Below are 17,626 nucleotides of genomic sequence, written 5' to 3' on the forward strand. Positions count from 1 at the left end.
TGCCCGGTATGTCGATTACTGCGATGACGGTGATGGCCGTGGCGCCCCTGACCACGGAACAGCTCTGGCTGCTGGGCGGCATGGTGCTCGCCCTGGTCGGGGCGGGTGTGGTGGCCCTGGCGGCGGCCCGTGGGCGGGGCCGTGGCTGAATGGCTGATCCACGCCGACCTGAAACCGTACGTTTGAGCGTTTCCGCGAAGGGCTAGGTTTCGCCTCATGGTCTCCGAGCAAGCCGCCCAGGTTCTCGTCGCCTCCAACCGGGGGCCCGTCTCGTACACGCTCGGCGAGGACGGCACCCTCACCTCCGGGCGCGGCGGTGGGGGTCTCGTCTCCGGGCTCTCCGCCATCGGACCCGACACGAACGCCGTGTGGGTGTGCGCGGCCCTCGCCGACGGCGACCGCGAGGCCGTACGGCGCACCGGCGGGCGGCTGGACACCGGCGACACGGGCGGGCAGCGGGTCAGGATGCTCGATATCCCGCCGGAGGTCTACGCGGACGCATACAACGGCGTCGCGAACTCCACCCTCTGGTTCGTCCACCACCTGCTCTTCCAGACCCCGCTGGAGCCGGCCTTCGGCGCGGAGTTCCGGGCGCAGTGGGCGTCGTACGAGACGTACAACCGGGCCTTCGCGGAAGCCCTGGCCGACGAGGCGGGCGACGGCGCGGCAGTCCTGATCCAGGACTACCACCTGGCGCTGGTGCCCGGCATGCTCCGGGCGCTCCGTCCCGATCTGCGGATCGGGCTCTTCTGGCACACTCCGTGGGCGCCGGTCGACTTCTACCGGCTGCTGCCCGACGACATCGGGCGCCAGCTCCTGCGCGGCATCCTGGGCGCCGACCGCGCCGCGTTCCACACCCACCGCTGGGCCGACGCCTTCACCGGCTGCTGTACGGAACTGCTGGGCGGCACCGGCAAGACCCGGATCGGCGTGCACGGCCTGGGCGCCGACGCGGACTTCCTGCGCGAGCGCGCGCACCGGCCCGACGTGGACGAGCGGCTGGCCGAGCTGCGCGAGCAGATCGGGGAGCACGACGGGGCGCCCCGCAAGGCGATCGTGCGGGTGGACCGCACGGAGCTGTCGAAGAACATCGTGCGCGGCATGCTGGCCTACCGGCAGTTGCTGACGGAGCGGCCCGAGTGGCGCGAGCGGGTCACGCACGTGGCGTTCGCCTATCCGTCCCGGCAGGACCTCACCGTCTACCGCGACTACACGGCGCGGGTGCAGGAGGTCGCCGACGCGATCAACTCCGAGTACGGGACGCCCGGTTGGACCCCGGTCGTGCTACACGTCAAGGACGACTTCGCACGCTCGCTCGCCTCGTACCGCCTCGCGGACGTGGCCCTGGTCAACCCGATCCGCGACGGCATGAACCTGGTCGCGAAGGAGATCCCGGTTCTCTCCGAGGGCGGCTGCGCGCTGGTGCTGTCCCGCGAGGCGGGCGCGTACGAGGAGCTGGGCGAGGACGCGCTGGTGGTGAACCCGTACGACGTGTCGGCCACGGCGGCGGCGCTGCACGAGGCCCTGACGATGGACACGGACGACCGCGCGGCCCGCACCAAACGCCTGGCCGCGGCGGCGACGGCGCTGCCGCCGCAGCGCTGGTTCCTGGACCAGCTGGACGCGCTGCGGGCGGTGTGAGCGGGCTGCTTCGGCGGTGTTCGCGGCCCGAGTGGGCTCACCAGTCGACGGGGCGGTAGTCCTTGAGCAGGACGCCGTGGACCGGGCTGCCCGCCTGGCCCTGCACGATCGGATGGTAGATCCGGGCCGCGCCGTCCACGATGTCCAGCGGCGGGCGCCAGCCGGTGGCGGCGTGCCGCTCCCTGGCGGGCAGGGGTTTCTCGTCGGTGACCCAGCCGGTGTCGACGCTGCACGCGTGGATACCGCGGGTCGCCAGGTCGGCGGCGCTGGTGCGGGTGAGCATGTTGAGGGCGGCCTTGGCCATGTTGGTGTGCGGGTGGTCGCTGGTCTTCTTGCGGACGGTGAACCGGCCCTCCACCGCTGACACGTTGAGCAGATACCGGCGTGGGTGCGGTGATGCCGTGAGCAGGGGCAGCAGACGGTCGGCGAGCAGGAACGGGGCCACCGCGTTGACCAGTTGGACCTCCAGCATCTCGGCCGGGTCGATGTCGCCGAGGCGGGCGGTCCAGGAGTTCTCGGAGGCGGTCTCCGTGAGCAGCCCGGCCTCGTCGACGGCGGGCAGTACGGCGGTGGCTTGCGTACGCGGGACGAGCCCGGCGGTCCACGCCCCGGCCTCCACCTCAGCGTTCGCCGTGCCGGGGACGGCGAAGCCGGGGGCGGTCCAGACGGCGGGCAGTTCCCCGCGTACCGGCGCGGCCTCGGCGGCGGCGAGGGCGGAGTAGGCGCGGGGCGAACGGCGCAGCGTCTGGGCCGCGTTGTTGATCAGGATGTCCAGCGGCCGTGCCTCGGCGAGCAGATGGTCGGTGAAGGCCAGTACCTGCCGGGGGTCGCGCAGGTCGAGCGCGGCGACGCGCAGCCGGTCCCACCAGTCGGCGGCGCCGGGGGCCGCCGCGAAGCGCCGTACGGCGTCCTGCGGGAAGCGCGTGGTGACGGTGAGGTCGGCGCCGTCGCGCAGCAGCATCAGCGCCAGCTGGTACCCGATCTTGACGCGCCCACCGGTCAGCAGCGCGCGCCGCCCGGTCAGGTCGGTGCGGGCACCGCGCCGGGCGAGGTTGTCGCGGGCGCAGTCGGGGCAGAGCCGGTGGTAGAAGTGGTGGATCCGCCGGTAGTGGTCCTTGCAGACGTAGCAGCGCTGGGGCCGGCCCAACTCGCCGACGGACCGGTCGGCCCGACCGTCGTCGGCGGGCAGCGGCGCGTCCATCGTGCGGTCGGGCGCGCCCATGACGGTGCCGGCCTGGATCGCGGCGTCGGCCACCGCGCGGGCGCCGCGCGTGGCGGAGCGGCGCTTGCGCCGCCCGTCCCGGAAGAGCCCGCTCGCGGCCCGCTCCAACCGCTCACGCCGCGGATCCTCGATCCCCAACTCCCGCGCCTCACGCAGCAGCTCCAGCGTCGCCTGTATCCGGTCGTCGTCCATCGAACCTTTGCCCCCGTTCCCACCTGAACGACCATGATGCGGGAGGGGGCCACACGGTGTCTCGCGCGTTTCGCCCGCCTCGGCCGCCGGGCGGGGCGGGAGCGGCGGAGGCGGTTCCGCGCGAGCTTGCTTCGCGGATCGCGCCCCTACAGGCGGGCCGCTACCGACGCGAGGAAGTCGATCAACGCCGCCGGGCCCGGCAGCACCAGGTCGGCCTTCTCCGCGAGTTCGGGGACCTCCCCCGTACCGCTGCACAGCAGCAGGCCCGGGTGGCCCTCCGTACGCAGGGTGTCGACCGTCGCGAAGGCCGGGAGGTCGCCCAGGTCGTCGCCGCCGTAGACGACCGTCTCGGCGCCCGTCTCGCGGACGTACTCCGCCAGGGCCACGCCCTTGTCCATGCCCGGCGGGCGCAACTCCAGGACGAGGCGGCCCGGTTCGAGCATCAGGCCGTGGCGGTCCGCCAGGTCCGCGAGAGGTGCGCGCAGGGCGTCGAAGGCGCCCTGGGGGTCGGCGGCGCGGCGGGTGTGGACGGCGACCGCGCGGCCCTTGTCCTCGGTCCAGGTGCCCTGCCAGGCGTCGAACCGTTCGAGGAGCCCGGGGAGTTCGGCGCGCGCGGCGGCGACTCCGGGGTGCGGGGGCGGGGCGTGTACGGCGGAGCTGACCGCGTCCCAGCGCTCCGCGCCGTAGTGGCCGAGTACGACGAGGTGTTCCAGGCCGGGTACGCCGGCGAAGCCGCCGTACCGTACCGCCACTTCGGCCGGGCGGCCGGTGATCACCGCGACCGACGCGACGTGCGGGGCGAGGGCGACGAGTGCGGGGACCGCGCCGGGGTGCGCGCGGGCCTTTTCGGGGTCGGGGACGATCTCGGCGAGCGTGCCGTCGAAGTCGAGCGCGACGACGGCCTTCCCGGGCCGGGCGAGAAGCGCGGCCAGGCCGTCGGCGCCGGCGGAGGTGACGGGGGTCGGCAGGGGGTTCGGGTGGCTGCCCATGGTGCGAGCCTAGCCGCGTCGACGTCCTGTCCGGCGGATGTTCGCCGATCGGCCGGATCCCAGGGCCGCGGCCTCGTACCCGGCCCACCGCGGCGAAGGCCTCCGCTCAGCGGCCGGCGCGGCGGGCGTCCCTGATCCGGCGCAGCCGGTTGACCGTCACCGGGTCGTGGGCCAGGGCCAGCTCGTCGTCGATGAGCGCGCCCAGCAGTTGGTAGTAGCGGGTCGGCGAGATGCCGAGCCGCTCCCGTATGACGCGCTCCTTGGCGCCGGGGCCCGGCCACGAGCGCCGCTCCACGGCGAGGACGGCGCGGTCCCGCTCGGTCAGTTCCGACCGGCCGGCGGGACCGCGCTCCTCGTGGGAGCTGTCTTCGGGTGCGGTCATTTGAGTGACGCTACTCGGCGTTCTCCGCCGTCGTCGCGTCCCGGCCGATCCTCGCCAGGATCTCGGACGGCACCGCGCCGGGCTGTACGGCCTTGCCGATGTTCTTCTTGATGTCGTCGCTGACGCCCGCCCACGACGTCTTGCCGAACGGGTACAGCTCGGCCGTCGGCAGCGCCTCCAGGAACTGGCGCAGCTCCTTGTGCTCGTCGTCGGCCACCATCGTCTCGGAGGCGCTGTAGGTGACGGGCAGGAGGTCGTACTGTCCGACGAAGTCCATGACGTTCTTGTCCTCGAAGGTGAAGTCGAGGAACTTGCCCGCCTGTTCGCGGTGGCCGGGCTGCTTGAAGGCCATGATCCAGTCGGCGACACCCATCGTCGCCTTGGACTTGCCGGTGATGCCGGGCAGCGGCACCATCCCCAGCTCGATGCCGGCCTTCTCGGCCTCCTGCATCATCGTCGGGTGGCCGTTGAGCATGCCGACCTTGCCGCTGGTGAACGCCTTGAACGCGTCGGCGCGGTCCAGTTCGCCGGGCGGTACGGAACCGGTGAGGCCCTTGCCGACCAGCTCCTTCTGGAGCCATTCGAAGGTCGTGATGTTGGCGTCGGCGTCGACCGCGTACGAGCCGTCGACGGGGTCCGTGTAGCCGCCGCCGCCGCTGAGCATCCACATCATGGTCTCGGCCTGCGCCTCCTCCGCGCCGAGCGGGAGGGCGAACGGGGTCGGTACGTCCTGCTCCTTGAGCGCCTCGGCGTCCGCCTTGATGTCGTCCCAGTTCTTCGGCGCGTCCAGACCGGCCGCCGCGAAGAGGCCCTTGTTGTAGAACAGCAGGCGGGTACTGGCGACGAACGGCATTCCGTACTGGGTCTGGTCGACCTTTCCGGCGTCGGCGAAGCGGGCGAGGAAGTTGGCCTGCGTGGGGATGGACAGCAACTGGTCCGCGCTGTACAGCTCTTCCTTCTTCACATAGTCGGCGTAGGCGCCGATCTGCGCGATGTCGGGCGCCTCACCGTCCCTGACCATCTTCGCCACGTCCGCGTCGACGGTCTTCCAGGAACGGACGTCCACGTCGACCTTGATGCCGGGGTACTCGGCCTCGAACTCCTTGGCCAGGCTGTTCCAGTACTTCTCCGAGCTGTTGGCGGCACTGTTGCCGTAGTCCGCCGCGACGACTTTCAGGGTGACGTCACCTGATCCGCTGGAGCTGCCGCAACCGCTCAGCGCCATCGTCATGCCCAATGCGGCTATCGCCGCGGTATGCCCCAGGAAGCGCTGCTGCACAACTCTTTCCCCACCCTTGTTAGTAGACGAGGAGCGATTTTCCACCATGCGCCGGTGGCGGTCTACACCAGCCCCGTCTCGCTTCGGCAACTTCCTGTTACCCGGAGGTTTGACGAAGGCTTTGTATGGGCTGGCAACAATCCCGCACAGTGGACTAGACCTTTCTCGGGTTTTCGCGCGAGAATGCGCCTGTGAGACACGTCATCGCCCTGGATGTGGGCGGCACCGGAATGAAGGCCGCCCTGGTCGGGACGGACGGCGCGCTGCTGTACGAGGCGCGCCGGGCCACCGGCAGGGAGCGCGGCCCCGACACGACTGTCGAGACCATCCTCGGCTTCGCGGCGGATCTGCGCGCCTACGGCATCGAGCACTTCGGCGAGAGCGCGGTCGCCGCCGGGGTCGCGGTGCCCGGCATCGTCGACGCGGCGCGCGGGATCGCGGTGTACTCGGCGAACCTCGGCTGGCGCGACGTACCCCTGCGGGAGTTGCTCGGTACGCGGCTCGGCGGCGTACCGGTCGCGCTCGGGCACGACGTACGCACCGGCGGGCTCGCCGAGGGGCGGCTCGGCGCGGGCCGGGGCGCGGACCGGTTCCTCTTCGTACCGCTCGGCACCGGCATCGCGGGCGCCATCGGCATCGAGGGCACCATCGAGGCCGGCGCGCACGGCTACGCGGGTGAGATCGGGCACGTCGTGGTCCGGCCCGACGGACCCGTGTGCAGCTGCGGGCAGACCGGCTGCATGGAGACGCTCGCGTCGGCGGCGGCCGTGACCCGGGCGTGGGCGGCGGCCAGCGGTGATCCCGCGGCCGACGCGGCCGACTGCGCGAAGGCCGTCGCGTCGGGCGACCCGAGGGCCGAGGCGGTCTGGGCGGACGCCGTCGACGCGCTCGCCGCCGGGCTGGTCACGGCGCTCACCCTGCTCGACCCCCGAATGCTGATCATCGGTGGCGGTCTCGCCGAGGCCGGGGAAACGTTGTTCACCCCCCTGCGGGTCGCGGTCAAGGAGCGGGCGACGTTCCAGAAGCTGCCAGAGATCGTCCCGGCGGCCCTCGGGGACACCGCCGGATGCCTGGGCGCGGGGCTGCTCGCCTGGGATCTTCTCTCCACGGAGGTATCCGCCTGATGGCCGCACGCGCCGAAAGTACGGTTCTCGCCGGTGCCCGGGTGGTGCTGCCGACCGGGGTGGTGGAGAACGGCCGGGTGAGGGTCGAGGCGGGCCGCATCGCCTCCGTAGGAGGAGAATCGGACCAGGGGGTCCCGGCCGCCTCCGTAGGAGGAGACGCCGGTCGAGGGTCCTCGGACGCCTCGGTGCTCGATCTGACCGGTCACTGGGTGGTGCCCGGCTTCGTCGACATGCACAACCACGGCGGCGGCGGCGCGTCCTTCACCTCGGGCGGCGTGGACGAGGTCCTCAAGGGTGTCCGCACGCACCAGGAGCACGGCACCACCACGCTCGTCGCCTCCACGGTCACCGGCGAGATGGACTTCCTCGCCCAACGCGCCGGATTCCTCTCCGAGTTGGTCGAACAGGGCGACCTGGCCGGCATCCACTTCGAGGGCCCGTTCATCTCGCCGTGCCGCAAGGGCGCGCACAGCGAGGCGCTGCTGCGCGACCCGGACCCGGCCGAGGTGCGCAAGCTCCTCGACGCGGCCCGTGGCACGGCGCGGATGGTGACCCTGGCGACCGAACTGCCGGGCGGCATCGACTCCGTACGACTGCTGGTCGAGCACGGCGTGATCGCCGCGATCGGGCACACGGACGCGACGTACGAGCAGACCGTCGAGGCCATCGACGCGGGCGCCACCGTCGCGACGCACCTGTTCAACGCGATGCCGCCGCTCGGCCACCGCGCGCCGGGGCCGATCGCCGCGCTGCTGGAGGACGAGCGGGTCACCGTCGAGCTGATCAACGACGGCACTCATCTGCATCCGGCCGCCCTGGAGTTGGCGTTCCACCGCGCCGGCGCCGACCGGGTCGCCTTCATCACGGACGCGATGGACGCGGCCGGTTTCGGCGACGGTGTCTATCAGCTCGGCCCGCTGGAGGTCGAGGTCAAGGACGGCGTCGCGCGGCTCGCGGTGGGCGGCTCGATCGCGGGCTCCACGCTGACCCTGGACACGGCCTTCAAGCGGGCGGCGACGATCGACCGTCTGCCGGTGACGGACATCGTCCGCGCGATCTCCGCGAACCCGGCGAAGCTGCTGGGCGTGTACGACCGGGTGGGCTCCCTGGAGCCGGGCAAGGACGCGGACCTGGTGATCCTGGACGCGGACTTCGCGATCGCGGGTGTGCTGCGCCGGGGCGAATGGGTGGTCAGGCCCCAACTGGGCTGAGGGGACTCCGGGGGCACGCCCCTGGGCTGTCCGCTCCCCGTTTGGCATGATCGGGGCTGGTGGGGAGCGGGCAGCCAGGCAGTACGGGCCCGCTCCCCCACTCACACATCCCCGAGGAGGCGGCACGGCGCATGATTCTCACCGTCACGCTCAACACCGCCCTCGACATCACCTACCGCACCGCCGCCCTGACGCCGCACGCCACCAACCGTGTCGCCGAAGTCACCGAGCGGCCCGGCGGCAAGGGCATCAACGTCGCGCGCGTGCTGGCCGCGCTCGGGCACGAGAGCGTCGTGACCGGGTTCGTCGGGGGGCGGACCGGGGACGCGCTGCGTGAACTGCTCGCCGCCGAAGGGCCGGGCGAGACGCGGCCTGGGGACGCGCCCGTGACCGACGCGCTCGTGCCCATCGCGGGCACCACGCGCCGCACCATCGCCGTCGTCGACGAGACGACCGGCGACACGACGCAGCTGAACGAGCCCGGCCCGACCGTCACGCCCGCCGAGTGGGCCGCGTTCCTCACCTCCTACGAAGGGCTCGCCGCCCGCGCGGACGCCGTGGCGCTGTGCGGCAGCCTGCCGCCCGGCATCCATGTCGGCGCGTACGCCGAACTGGTGCGCCTCGCGCGGGCGGCGCGCCGGCCCGTCCTGCTCGACACCAGCGGCGAACCGCTGCGCCGGGGCATCGCCGCCCGCCCCGACCTGGTGAAGCCCAACGCCGACGAACTCGCTCAGCTCACCGGCTCCCGCGAGCCGCTGCGCGCGACGCGGGACGCGCGCAGGCGCGGCGGCCGGTCCGTGGTCGCCTCGCTCGGCGCCGCCGGGCTGCTCGCCGCGACGCCGGACGGTTCGTGGCGGGCGGCCCCGCCGACGGCCGTACGGGGCAATCCGACGGGCGCGGGCGACTCGGCGGTCGCCGGGCTGCTGTCGGGGCTCGTGGAGCGGCTGCCGTGGCCCGAGCGGCTCGCGAGGGCGGTCGCGCTGTCGGCGGCGACGGTCCTGGCGCCGGCGGCGGGCGAGTTCGACCGGGAGGCGTACGCGGACCTGCTGCCGCGCGTCGCCGTCACGGAACAGTCCAGTCAGCCAGAACAGGAATCCCATGCCCCTCGTCAGCACCGGTGAACTCGTCTTGGCAGCGGCGGCCGGAGGACAGGGCGTCGCCGCGTTCAACGTCATCACCCTGGAGCACGCCGAGGCCATCGCGGCGGGCGCCGAACGGGCGGGCCGCCCCGCGATCCTCCAGATCTCGGAGAACGCCGTGAAGTTCCACGGCGGCCGGCTGACCGCGATCGCCGCCGCCACCGCGGCCGTCGCACGCGCCTCGGACGCCCCGCTCTCGCTCCACCTCGACCACGTCGAATCACCCGGCCTGCTGCGCGCCGCCGACGGCGAGGGCTTCAGCTCGGTGATGTTCGACGCGTCGAAGCTGTCCTACGAGGCGAACGTCGCCGCCACCGCCGAGGCCGTCGCCTGGGGGCACGCGCGCGGCATCTGGATCGAGGCCGAACTCGGCAAGGTCGGCGGCAAGGACGGCGAACCGCCCCTGGGCGCCCACGCCCCCGGCGTCCGTACGGACCCGGCCGAGGCGGTCGCGTACGTACGCGACACGGGCGTCGACGCGCTGGCCGTCGCCGTCGGCTCCTCCCACGCGATGACCGACCGCACCGCCGCCCTGGACCACGGGCTGATCGGCGCGCTGCGCCGGGCCGTCCCCGTACCGCTGGTGCTGCACGGCTCCTCCGGTGTCCCCGACGCGGAGATACGGCAGGCGGTCGCGGCCGGCATGGTCAAGATCAATGTCGGTACGGCGCTGAACACGGCCTTCACCGGCGCCGCCCGCGCGTTTCTGGCGGCCGACACGAAGACGGTCGACCCCCGGAAATACCTCGTCCCGGCTCGCGAGGCGATGACCGGGACGGTGGCGGCGTTCCTGAAGGTGATCAGCGGCTGACGGACGGCCGCACGGGCGGGGGCGGTCAGCCCTTCGCCTTGCCCTTCTCCAGGGAGACCTGGTCGAGAATGGCGTCGCACTGGTCGCCCGTCTCGCAGGAGAGCTTCAGGGTGTTGCTGCCCTTGGCGAGGTTGACGTAGGCGTAGGTGGTGGTCCAGCCCTTCTCCCAGTCACCCTCTTTCGCCTGGGCGAAGTTCGACATGTTCACCGAGCGCGGGCTCTCGCCGTTGATGGTGAGCGACGTCTTGGCGTCCTTGCCGGGCACGCCGTAGGTGATGAACAGCGTGTACTCACCGGCCTCCGGCAGGTCGACCGTCCAACTCGCGGACCCACCGGGCCCGTTGAACATCACGTACGCGCCGTCCGCGCCCTTCGCGCCCTTGATGTCCTTCGCGAGCACCGCCGGCGCCCCGAGCTGGAGCGTCGCCGCGTCCTGCTTGGGAAGATCGACGGGCTTGTCGCCCTCGGGGTCCTTGCCGGGGTCCTTGCTCGGGGCCACCGACTCGCCCGTGGTCGGGGCGTCCGTCGGGCCGCCGTCGGCGTTCTTGGTGTCGTCACCGTTGGTGAGCAGCGCGGCGGTGATGCCGATCACGACGACCGCCACGACGGCGACGGCGCCGATCAGCAGGCCCCTGGTGTTGGGTCCGCCGCCGTTGCCACGACCGCCGCCGCCCCGCTGGGCGGGGACCGTACGGGTGGTGGCGCCGCCGGTCTCGGGGGCCGCGTAGTGGGCGTCGGGGGACTGACCGTAGGGGGCCTGGCCGTACTGCTGCTGGCCGTACTGCTGCTGGCGCTGCTGGCCTCCGTACTGAGGCTGCTGTCCGTAGGGCTGCTGCTGCGGGACCTGGCCGTACTGACGCTCGCCGACGGTCCTGACCTGGTTGTACGACGTTCTGGGCACGCCGGGCTGGGAGGCGGGACCGGGGTAGCCGTAGCCGCCGCGCCGGGCCTGGGCGCCGTTCGCGGCCGTCTGTCCGTCCTCGTACAGATAGCCGAACGGATCGTCGTCCTCGGGCTTACTCGCGCCGTTGTTCCCGGCCGTCATCCCTGGGTCACTCCTTACCATCTCGCCAGCGTCGCCGACCGGCCGAGCCTACCTCGATTGGGCAAGCATACGGACGGGCCTTGACGGGAGTGGGCGGTTGCCCCATTCCCCGATGAACATCGGTGGACATCGTTGGACAGCGAGGAGCCTCCGTACAGAGACATACGACACGGCCGGCCCCCCGAGCGCACCGTCGACGTTATCCCGCCCGGCGGTGGACCGTTTTCCTCGAACGCTTCTCGATGTACATCCGCTGGTCCGCGGATTTGAGCACTTCCTCGACCGTCATGCCGCAACTCGCCCAGCCGATGCCGAAGCTGGCGCCCACGCGGACCGCGCGCCCGTCCACCCTGATGGGCGGGATGATCGCGTTCCGCAGCCGAACCGCCAGGTCAGCGGCGTCCGTAGCGCCGAGGCCGTCGGCCAGGACGACGAACTCGTCGCCGCCAAGGCGCGCGACGGTATCGCCGTCCCGTACGCCGGTGTTGAGCCTGCGCGCGACTTCGATGAGCACGGCGTCACCGGTGTTATGGCCGAAACGGTCATTGATCGACTTGAAACCGTCGAGGTCGCAGAAGAGGACGGCGAGACCCTTGCTCCCGTCGTCGGGGTCGGCGCCCGGCGCGACGGTGTGCACGTGGTGGTCGAGGGGCGCGACACCGGAGGACGGGTCGAAGCCGTCTCCTTGGAAGGCGCGCTCGCCGGTGGGGTCCGCGTACGGGTCGTACGGCCGCTCGTAGGGCTCGTACGGCTCGTAGGGTTCGTACGGCTCGTAGCCGGAGCCCGGCGAGGTGGGGACGGGCGCGTACGCGGCGCCGCTGGTCCCGTTGTAGCCGGGGCCCTGGCCGTACGGGACGACGCCCCCGTAACCGCCTCCGTCGTAGGCGCCGTTGGGGCCGCCGCCCTCGTATCCGCCGAACGCCTTGTCCACGGCCTGCACCGCCGACTCCCGCACCGATATCGCGCCCGGCCGCTCGCAGAGACGGGCGCTGAGGCGGGCGCGCAGCTCGGCGCTGTTGGGCAGGCCGGTCAGGGAGTCGTGCGAGGCGCGGTGGGCGAGCTGGAGTTCGTTGCGCTTGCGCTCCTCGATGTCCTCGACGTGGGTGAGGAGGAAGCGGGGGCCGTCGGTGGTGTCCGCGACGACGGAGTTGCGCAGCGACACCCACACGTAGGTGCTGTCCCGCCGCGCCAGGCGCAGTTCGGCGCGCCCGCCCTCGGCGGAGGTACGCAGCAGGGTGCCGATGTCCTCGGGGTGGACGAGGTCGGAGAAGGAGTAGCGGCGGATCGCGGACGCGGACCGACCGAGCAGCCGGCACAGCGCGTCGTTCGTCCGCAGCAGCCTGCCGTGCTGGTCCCCGCCCATCTCGGCGATGGCCATCCCGCTGGGCGCGTACTCGAACGCCTGCCGGAAGGACTCCTCGCTGGCCCGCAGTGCCTGCTGCTCACGCTCCAGCCGGACCAGCGCGCGCTGCATGTTTGCTCTGAGGCGGGCGTTGCTTATCGCAATGGCGGCCTGGGAGGCGTACATCTGGAGCGCCTCACGGCCCCAGGGGCCCGGACGGCGCCCGCCACGGGGCCGGTCGACGGATATGACCCCGAGAAGCTCCCGGCCGCCCCCAGGGGCGTACATGGGTGCGTAGAGGCGGTCCTGGGGGTGCCACTCGTCCTCGAAGCGCGGATCGGGTCCCTCGGTGTACCACTGCGGGACGTCGTCCTCCAGCAGGATCCAGCCCTCGGTGTGGGGGATGTACCGCAGCTCGCCCCAGGTCTCGCCCATGCTGAGGCGGCGTTCCCAGGAGGCGCGCGCGCCTACGCGGCCGGTGATCAGTGCTTCGGCGGCGGCGTTGCCCGAGAAGGCGGCGACGACCAGGTCACCGTCGGGCTGTACGAGATTGACGCAGGCCAGCTCGTAGCCGAGACCCTTGACTATGCCGTCGGCAACTGTCTGCAAGGTGTCGGCCAGGCTGCGCGCGGTGTTGAGCTCCCCGACCACGTCGTGCAGCTGCCGCAGGGTCGCAAGGCGGACGTACGGCTCCGACTCGGTCTCCATCGTTCGCTCTCCCCGAGACCTCGACAGCAACTCCAGAATTCTTATCGGCTCGCTTGATGCGGTATCCCGGCCACTGAATCACAGCGAGCTGTGCAGTCGGTACACAGGGTCAACAATTCCTGGGCCCTGTGAGCCAAGTCACATGAGAGGAAGGAGGGTTGGGTGGGGGCGTGGGAGCGCTCCAGAGCTTTCATGAACGCAAATATCGAGGTCGGAGTCGTGCGGCGGGGGGCGCACGGTGGGGCGCACTATCAGCGCGCACTACGGCGCACGCGGCCATGAGGAGACCGTGCGAGCGGTTTGCGTCCCGTTGGACCTAGGTCTCGGCTGGTCCTGTGGCCCGATGCGGACGTGCCTTTGCCAGAGCTAGCGTGGACGCGTGCTGCAGAAGACGACCGCCCTTAGTACCGAGGCCGCTCCCGAGGCCGTCCCCCATCCTGAGGGAGTGAGCAACGACGAGTTCCGTGCCGCGCTCTCCCGGCTGGCCGCCGGGGTGGTGCTGGTCACCGCGCACGACCCGGACGACGGCCCGAACGGCGCGGACGCGGGCATGACGGCCACGTCCTTCATGTCGGTGTCCCTGGACCCGCCCCTGGTGGTGGTGAGCCTGCGGACCGGCTCCCGGATGGACGACCTGCTGGACGAGCAGCCGAGATGGGCGGCGTCGATGCTCGCCGAGAACCAGGTGCGGATCGCCGGGCGCTTCGCCATGAAGGGCCGGATCAGCGACCGGCTGCTGTTCGAGGACGTGCCGTACCGGCGCGGCGAGGTGAGCGGGGCGCCGCTGATCGACGGCGCGCTGACGGTGCTGGAGTGCCGTACGGAGCAGCGGATCGTGACCGGTGACCACACGCTGGTGGTGGGGCGGGTGCTGACGGCGTCCGTGCCGGGCGGGTCGGGGGACGCGGCGCCGCTGGCGTACTTCCGGGGGAGATACCGGCAGTTGGGGCAGAGCGGCTGAACTGAGCGTCGGCTGAGCCTTCGTAGGGAGGCGTTCGTACGGAAGCATTCGTACGGAAGCATTCGTACGGAGGCGGGCTGTTCGGGCTACGACCAGTCGCGGCCGTTGCGCCCGCGCTTCGTCTCCGCGCGCTGCTTCTTCTGCCGCAGCCTGCGCTCGTTGATACCGCGCGGGATCTTCGTGGCCCGGCGCGGACGCGGGGGCGGAGCCGTCGCCTCGGCGAGCAGCGAGGCCATCCGGACGAGTGCCGTCTCGCGGTTGCGCCACTGGGAACGGTGTTCGGACGACCGTACGGTCACGACCCCGCCCACCAGCCGGTTCGCGAGCCGCTCCAGCGCCCGCTCCTTCCACACCTCGGGGAGCGCCTCCGTCCTGCCGAGGTCGAAGCGCAGTTCCACTTGCGAGTCACTGGTGTTGACGTGCTGCCCGCCCGGTCCCGACGAGCGCGAGAAACGCCACATGAGCTCGGCCTCCGGAAGGGAGACGGAGCCGCGGATGACGTGCGGGGACCCGGACATGTGTCCATCGTCCCGTGTCCGCACAGACAAATCAAAGGCGTTAAGGAACCTCTGAGTCCTCTGTCCGCGTTATGCGGGGTGACGGTAGCTTCGGAAGCCGATCGAAGCCCGCACACGAGCTCGTAGCAACGAAAGGGACCATCCCCATGGCTGTAAGCCTGTCCAAGGGCGGCAACGTCTCGCTCACCAAGGAGGCACCGGGCCTGACAGCCGTCACGGTCGGCCTCGGCTGGGACGTCCGCTCCACCACCGGCACGGACTTCGACCTCGACGCCTCGGCGATCGCGGTCAACGCGGGTGGAAAGGTTGTCTCCGACAGCCACTTCGTCTTCTTCAACAACAAGTCGACGCCGGACCAGACCATCGTCCACACCGGCGACAACCGCACCGGTGAGGGCGCGGGCGACGACGAGGCGATCAACGTCAACCTGGCGGGCCTGCCTGCCGACGTCGACAAGATCGTCTTCCCCGTCTCGATCTACGACGCGGAGACCCGCAGCCAGAACTTCGGCCAGGTCCGCAACGCGTACATCCGCATCGTGAACCAGGCCGGCGGCGGCGAGATCGCGCGCTACGACCTGAGCGAGGACGCCGCCACCGAGACCGCCATGGTCTTCGGCGAGCTGTACCGCAACGGCGCCGAGTGGAAGTTCCGCGCGGTGGGCCAGGGTTACGCGTCGGGTCTCGTGGGCATCGCCACGGACTTCGGCGTCAACCTCTGACTCGGACCGCTGAGTCACTGAGCTGAGCGAGAGGCCTCCGGCTGCTGCCGGGGGCCTCTTGGCCCTTTCGAGGGCGGCGGCTTCTCGGAGCCGTACAGCCAGGCGTCCCAGAGCGCCGACAGATCGCGGTCCGTCCGCTGCTGCGCGAAGGCGGTGAAGTCGGCGGTGGACGCGTTGCCGTGCCGGTGCGCCCGCGCCCAGCCGCGTACGAGCGCGAAGAACGCGTCGTCGCCGACCGTCAGCCGGAGCTGATGGAGCACCATGGCGCCGCGCCCGTACACCGGCCGCGCCGAGATGTCGGCGGCGGTGGGCGGTTCGGCCGGCGGGAAGGCCCAGTTCTCGGCGTCCGCGTACGCCCGGTCGAAGGCGCGCTGCGCGGGGACGCCGTCCTTCGACTCGGCCCAGAGCCATTCCGCGTACTCGGCGAAGCCCTCGTTGAGCCATATGTCCCGCCAGGACTCGGGGGTCACGGAGTTGCCGAACCACTGGTGCGTCAGCTCGTGGACGAGGATGCCGGTGCCGCCGGGGCCGGGCAGGAAGGGCCTGTTCTGGGTCTCCAGGTTGTAGTCGGCGTCGCCGGGCCGCCCGATGATCACGCCGGTGGAGGAGAACGGGTACGGGCCGAAGGTCTTCTCGCCCCACTCCATGATCGCGGGGATCCGCGCGAGCAGACCGGCGCTGTCGGCGGCGACCGCCGGATCGACGGCGGTGTGGACGGGGATGCCGCCGGCGGCGTCCCGCGAGAGCTTGACGCGGTACGGGCCGACGGCGACCGTCGCGAGATAGCCGGCCATCGGTTCGGCGCAGTGCCAGTCGAAGACGGTACGCCCGCCGGTCGTCCGCTCGCTCCTCAACTCGCCGTTGGAGATGGCCTGTTGCCCCTTGGGGACGGTGATCCTGAGGTCGTACGCCGCCTTGTCGCCCGGATGGTGATTGCCGGGGAACCAGGCCATCGAGCCGGTCGGCTGCCCCAGCGCGACGGAACGCTTCCCCGATCCGATCCAGCCCTCCCGCGTCCTGTCGGCGGCGGTCAGGGTCCGGGGCGTGCCGGAGTAGCGGACGACCGTACGGAAGGTGGCACCGCGCCCGATGTGCGCGCGGGGGCGCAGCGTCAGCTCCGTACCCGCGCGGCGTACGCCGGCCCGCGCGCCGTCGACGCTCGCGTGGGCGACCGTCAGACCGGCGAGGTCGAGGTTGAACGCGCTGAGCCGTTGCGTGGCGCGGGCGGTGATCGCGGCGGTGGCGTCGAGGCGGCGGGTGGCCGGGTCGTAGTCGAGGGTCAGGGCGTAGTGCGTGACGTCGTAGCCGCCGTTGCCGAGGTGCGGGAAGTACGGGTCACCGAGACCGGCGGCGCCGGGGGTGCCCGCCGCACTGTCTTTCTCGCCCTGTCCCGAGCAGCCGCCGAGGACGAGGACCGGGAGAGCTGTGAGGAGCGCCACCACGACGCGGTAGGGGCGCCGGCGTCGGCTCTGACTCCGGGGGAGGCGTCGGCTCAGGCGCTGGCGCTGGCGCTGGTGGACGCTGCGGCGCTGGTGCACGCGGTGATCGTAGGCCGCGCCCGGCCCGCTCCCCGGCGGGCGGAAACTCGTCCGCGCGGCGCCATGACACCATCGGGCGCGTGCTTGACATCGGCTACTCCCTCTCCCGCCGCTTTCCCGATCCCCCGCAGACCGACTACCGCCTCGCCGACGTCCGGACCCTGCGGCACGATCTGTTCTGCGGCGATGTGTACCTCGCCGACACCAAGGCCGACCGCGAGGTGTCCACAGGCTGGGGATGGGTGCCGGTGCTCGACTTCGCCTGGGCGCTGTGCGACATCGTGGAGCAGGTCGACCGCGACCCGCGCGGCAACAGGTCGGCCCACCGGCAGCACGCCGAGCTGGACTTCACCGAGTCGACGGACCGCATGTTCTTCGAGCGGCGCTTCGGCTGGGTGGACGTGACCGCCGACTGGATGCCCGTCGACGAGCCCCCTCTCACCTTCGGCCACCGGCTGCTGCGCCGCGAGTCGCGCGACTTCCTGCACGATCTGCTGGCCGATCTCGGGGACATGCACGAGGGTCTGATGGACAACCCGATGATCTGGGATCTCCAGGCCCGCTTCCCCCGCGTCTGAGCCTTCGCGTCCGAGCTCCCGCGGCCCGCCGCCGGAGNNCTCCGGCGGAGTCGGGCAGACGCCCTTCTGCCGGGACGCCACCAGGAACCACACGCCAGGTTCACCCCCCACATGGCTGAGCCCCCGGAGCACATTGAAGACCCCGACCGTGGGGGGTGGGTCGGGGTCTTCCGCTTCCCCGCCCGCCTTTGCGCGCCCCGCGCGGCCAGGCGCCTAACCGCCCG

The 17,626-nt window shown here is 71.8% G+C and carries 17 protein-coding genes; 9 read left to right on the plus strand and 8 right to left on the minus strand.

Features of this window, described 5'->3' with window-relative positions:
• Positions 1–8: 8 nt before the first annotated feature.
• Positions 9–149, plus strand: coding sequence for a hypothetical protein (locus tag BHU15_RS40170; RefSeq protein WP_158689584.1), 141 nt, complete (start codon positions 9–11; stop codon positions 147–149).
• 67 nt (positions 150–216) lie between these two features.
• Entirely contained in the window at positions 217–1,641 is a 1,425-nt protein-coding gene (locus BHU15_RS18780) for an alpha,alpha-trehalose-phosphate synthase (UDP-forming) (RefSeq protein WP_069628241.1), read from the plus strand.
• A gap of 37 nt (positions 1,642–1,678) precedes the next feature.
• Here the strand turns inward: BHU15_RS18780 and BHU15_RS18785 are convergent, their stop codons facing one another.
• The 4 genes from BHU15_RS18785 to BHU15_RS18800 form a co-directional block, all read right to left on the minus strand.
• Positions 1,679–3,055, minus strand: a complete 1,377-nt coding sequence (locus tag BHU15_RS18785; RefSeq protein WP_069628242.1) for an SDR family NAD(P)-dependent oxidoreductase — start codon at positions 3,053–3,055, stop codon at positions 1,679–1,681.
• Between the two features lie 146 nt (positions 3,056–3,201).
• Positions 3,202–4,044: a trehalose-phosphatase gene (otsB, locus tag BHU15_RS18790; RefSeq protein ID WP_069628243.1), complete on the minus strand. Its 843-nt coding sequence runs from the start codon at positions 4,042–4,044 to the stop codon at positions 3,202–3,204.
• Between the two features lie 106 nt (positions 4,045–4,150).
• Positions 4,151–4,426: a DUF3263 domain-containing protein gene (locus BHU15_RS18795; protein ID WP_069628244.1), complete on the minus strand. Its 276-nt coding sequence runs from the start codon at positions 4,424–4,426 to the stop codon at positions 4,151–4,153.
• 10 nt (positions 4,427–4,436) lie between these two features.
• Complete coding sequence (locus BHU15_RS18800; protein ID WP_079128230.1) at positions 4,437–5,753, minus strand: extracellular solute-binding protein; 1,317 nt, start codon at positions 5,751–5,753, stop codon at positions 4,437–4,439.
• Positions 5,754–5,935: 182 nt separating this feature from the next.
• Between BHU15_RS18800 and BHU15_RS18805 the strand changes: the two genes are divergently transcribed.
• The 4 genes from BHU15_RS18805 (at position 5,936) to BHU15_RS18820 (ending at position 9,990) form a co-directional block, all read left to right on the plus strand.
• Positions 5,936–6,829: an ROK family protein gene (locus BHU15_RS18805; RefSeq protein WP_247748543.1), complete on the plus strand. Its 894-nt coding sequence runs from the start codon at positions 5,936–5,938 to the stop codon at positions 6,827–6,829.
• Positions 6,829–8,040, plus strand: coding sequence for an N-acetylglucosamine-6-phosphate deacetylase (nagA, locus tag BHU15_RS18810; RefSeq protein ID WP_069628246.1), 1,212 nt, complete (start codon positions 6,829–6,831; stop codon positions 8,038–8,040). Before BHU15_RS18805 ends, nagA begins: the two co-directional genes overlap by 1 nt.
• A gap of 131 nt (positions 8,041–8,171) precedes the next feature.
• Positions 8,172–9,161, plus strand: a complete 990-nt coding sequence (locus tag BHU15_RS18815; protein ID WP_069628247.1) for a 1-phosphofructokinase family hexose kinase — start codon at positions 8,172–8,174, stop codon at positions 9,159–9,161.
• Entirely contained in the window at positions 9,139–9,990 is an 852-nt protein-coding gene (locus BHU15_RS18820) for a class II fructose-bisphosphate aldolase (RefSeq protein WP_069628248.1), read from the plus strand. The genes BHU15_RS18815 and BHU15_RS18820 overlap by 23 nt, the downstream gene beginning before the upstream one ends.
• 25 nt (positions 9,991–10,015) lie before the next feature.
• On the opposite strand, the gene BHU15_RS18825 is transcribed toward BHU15_RS18820, so the two are convergent.
• Both BHU15_RS18825 and cdgB read right to left on the minus strand, forming a co-directional pair.
• Positions 10,016–11,035 carry a carbohydrate-binding protein gene (locus BHU15_RS18825; protein WP_069628249.1) on the minus strand — a complete coding sequence of 340 codons (1,020 nt, stop codon included), beginning with the start codon at positions 11,033–11,035 and terminating at the stop codon, positions 10,016–10,018.
• A 199-nt stretch (positions 11,036–11,234) separates the two neighbouring features.
• Positions 11,235–13,085 carry a diguanylate cyclase CdgB gene (gene cdgB, locus BHU15_RS18830; RefSeq protein WP_069628250.1) on the minus strand — a complete coding sequence of 617 codons (1,851 nt, stop codon included), beginning with the start codon at positions 13,083–13,085 and terminating at the stop codon, positions 11,235–11,237.
• A gap of 379 nt (positions 13,086–13,464) precedes the next feature.
• On the opposite strand from cdgB, the gene BHU15_RS18835 reads away from it, so the two are divergent.
• Positions 13,465–14,046: a flavin reductase family protein gene (locus BHU15_RS18835; RefSeq protein WP_078494309.1), complete on the plus strand. Its 582-nt coding sequence runs from the start codon at positions 13,465–13,467 to the stop codon at positions 14,044–14,046.
• Positions 14,047–14,132: 86 nt separating this feature from the next.
• Here BHU15_RS18835 and arfB read toward each other — a convergent pair whose 3' ends face one another.
• On the minus strand, positions 14,133–14,564 hold the full coding sequence (gene arfB, locus BHU15_RS18840) for an alternative ribosome rescue aminoacyl-tRNA hydrolase ArfB (RefSeq protein ID WP_023540756.1): 432 nt from the start codon (positions 14,562–14,564) through the stop codon (positions 14,133–14,135).
• A gap of 146 nt (positions 14,565–14,710) precedes the next feature.
• Between arfB and BHU15_RS18845 the strand changes: the two genes are divergently transcribed.
• Positions 14,711–15,286 carry a TerD family protein gene (locus BHU15_RS18845; protein ID WP_023540755.1) on the plus strand — a complete coding sequence of 192 codons (576 nt, stop codon included), beginning with the start codon at positions 14,711–14,713 and terminating at the stop codon, positions 15,284–15,286.
• 14 nt (positions 15,287–15,300) lie between these two features.
• Here the strand turns inward: BHU15_RS18845 and BHU15_RS18850 are convergent, their stop codons facing one another.
• Entirely contained in the window at positions 15,301–16,728 is a 1,428-nt protein-coding gene (locus BHU15_RS18850; RefSeq protein WP_079128231.1) for a M1 family metallopeptidase, read from the minus strand.
• Between the two features lie 176 nt (positions 16,729–16,904).
• On the opposite strand from BHU15_RS18850, the gene BHU15_RS18855 reads away from it, so the two are divergent.
• The gene (locus tag BHU15_RS18855) at positions 16,905–17,402 is read left to right on the plus strand and encodes a hypothetical protein (protein ID WP_023540753.1); all 498 of its coding nucleotides are present in this window, start codon (positions 16,905–16,907) and stop codon (positions 17,400–17,402) included.
• Positions 17,403–17,626 lie beyond the last annotated feature (224 nt).

This window comes from Streptomyces niveus (assembly GCF_001723055.1).
Classification (GTDB): domain Bacteria; phylum Actinomycetota; class Actinomycetes; order Streptomycetales; family Streptomycetaceae; genus Streptomyces; species Streptomyces niveus.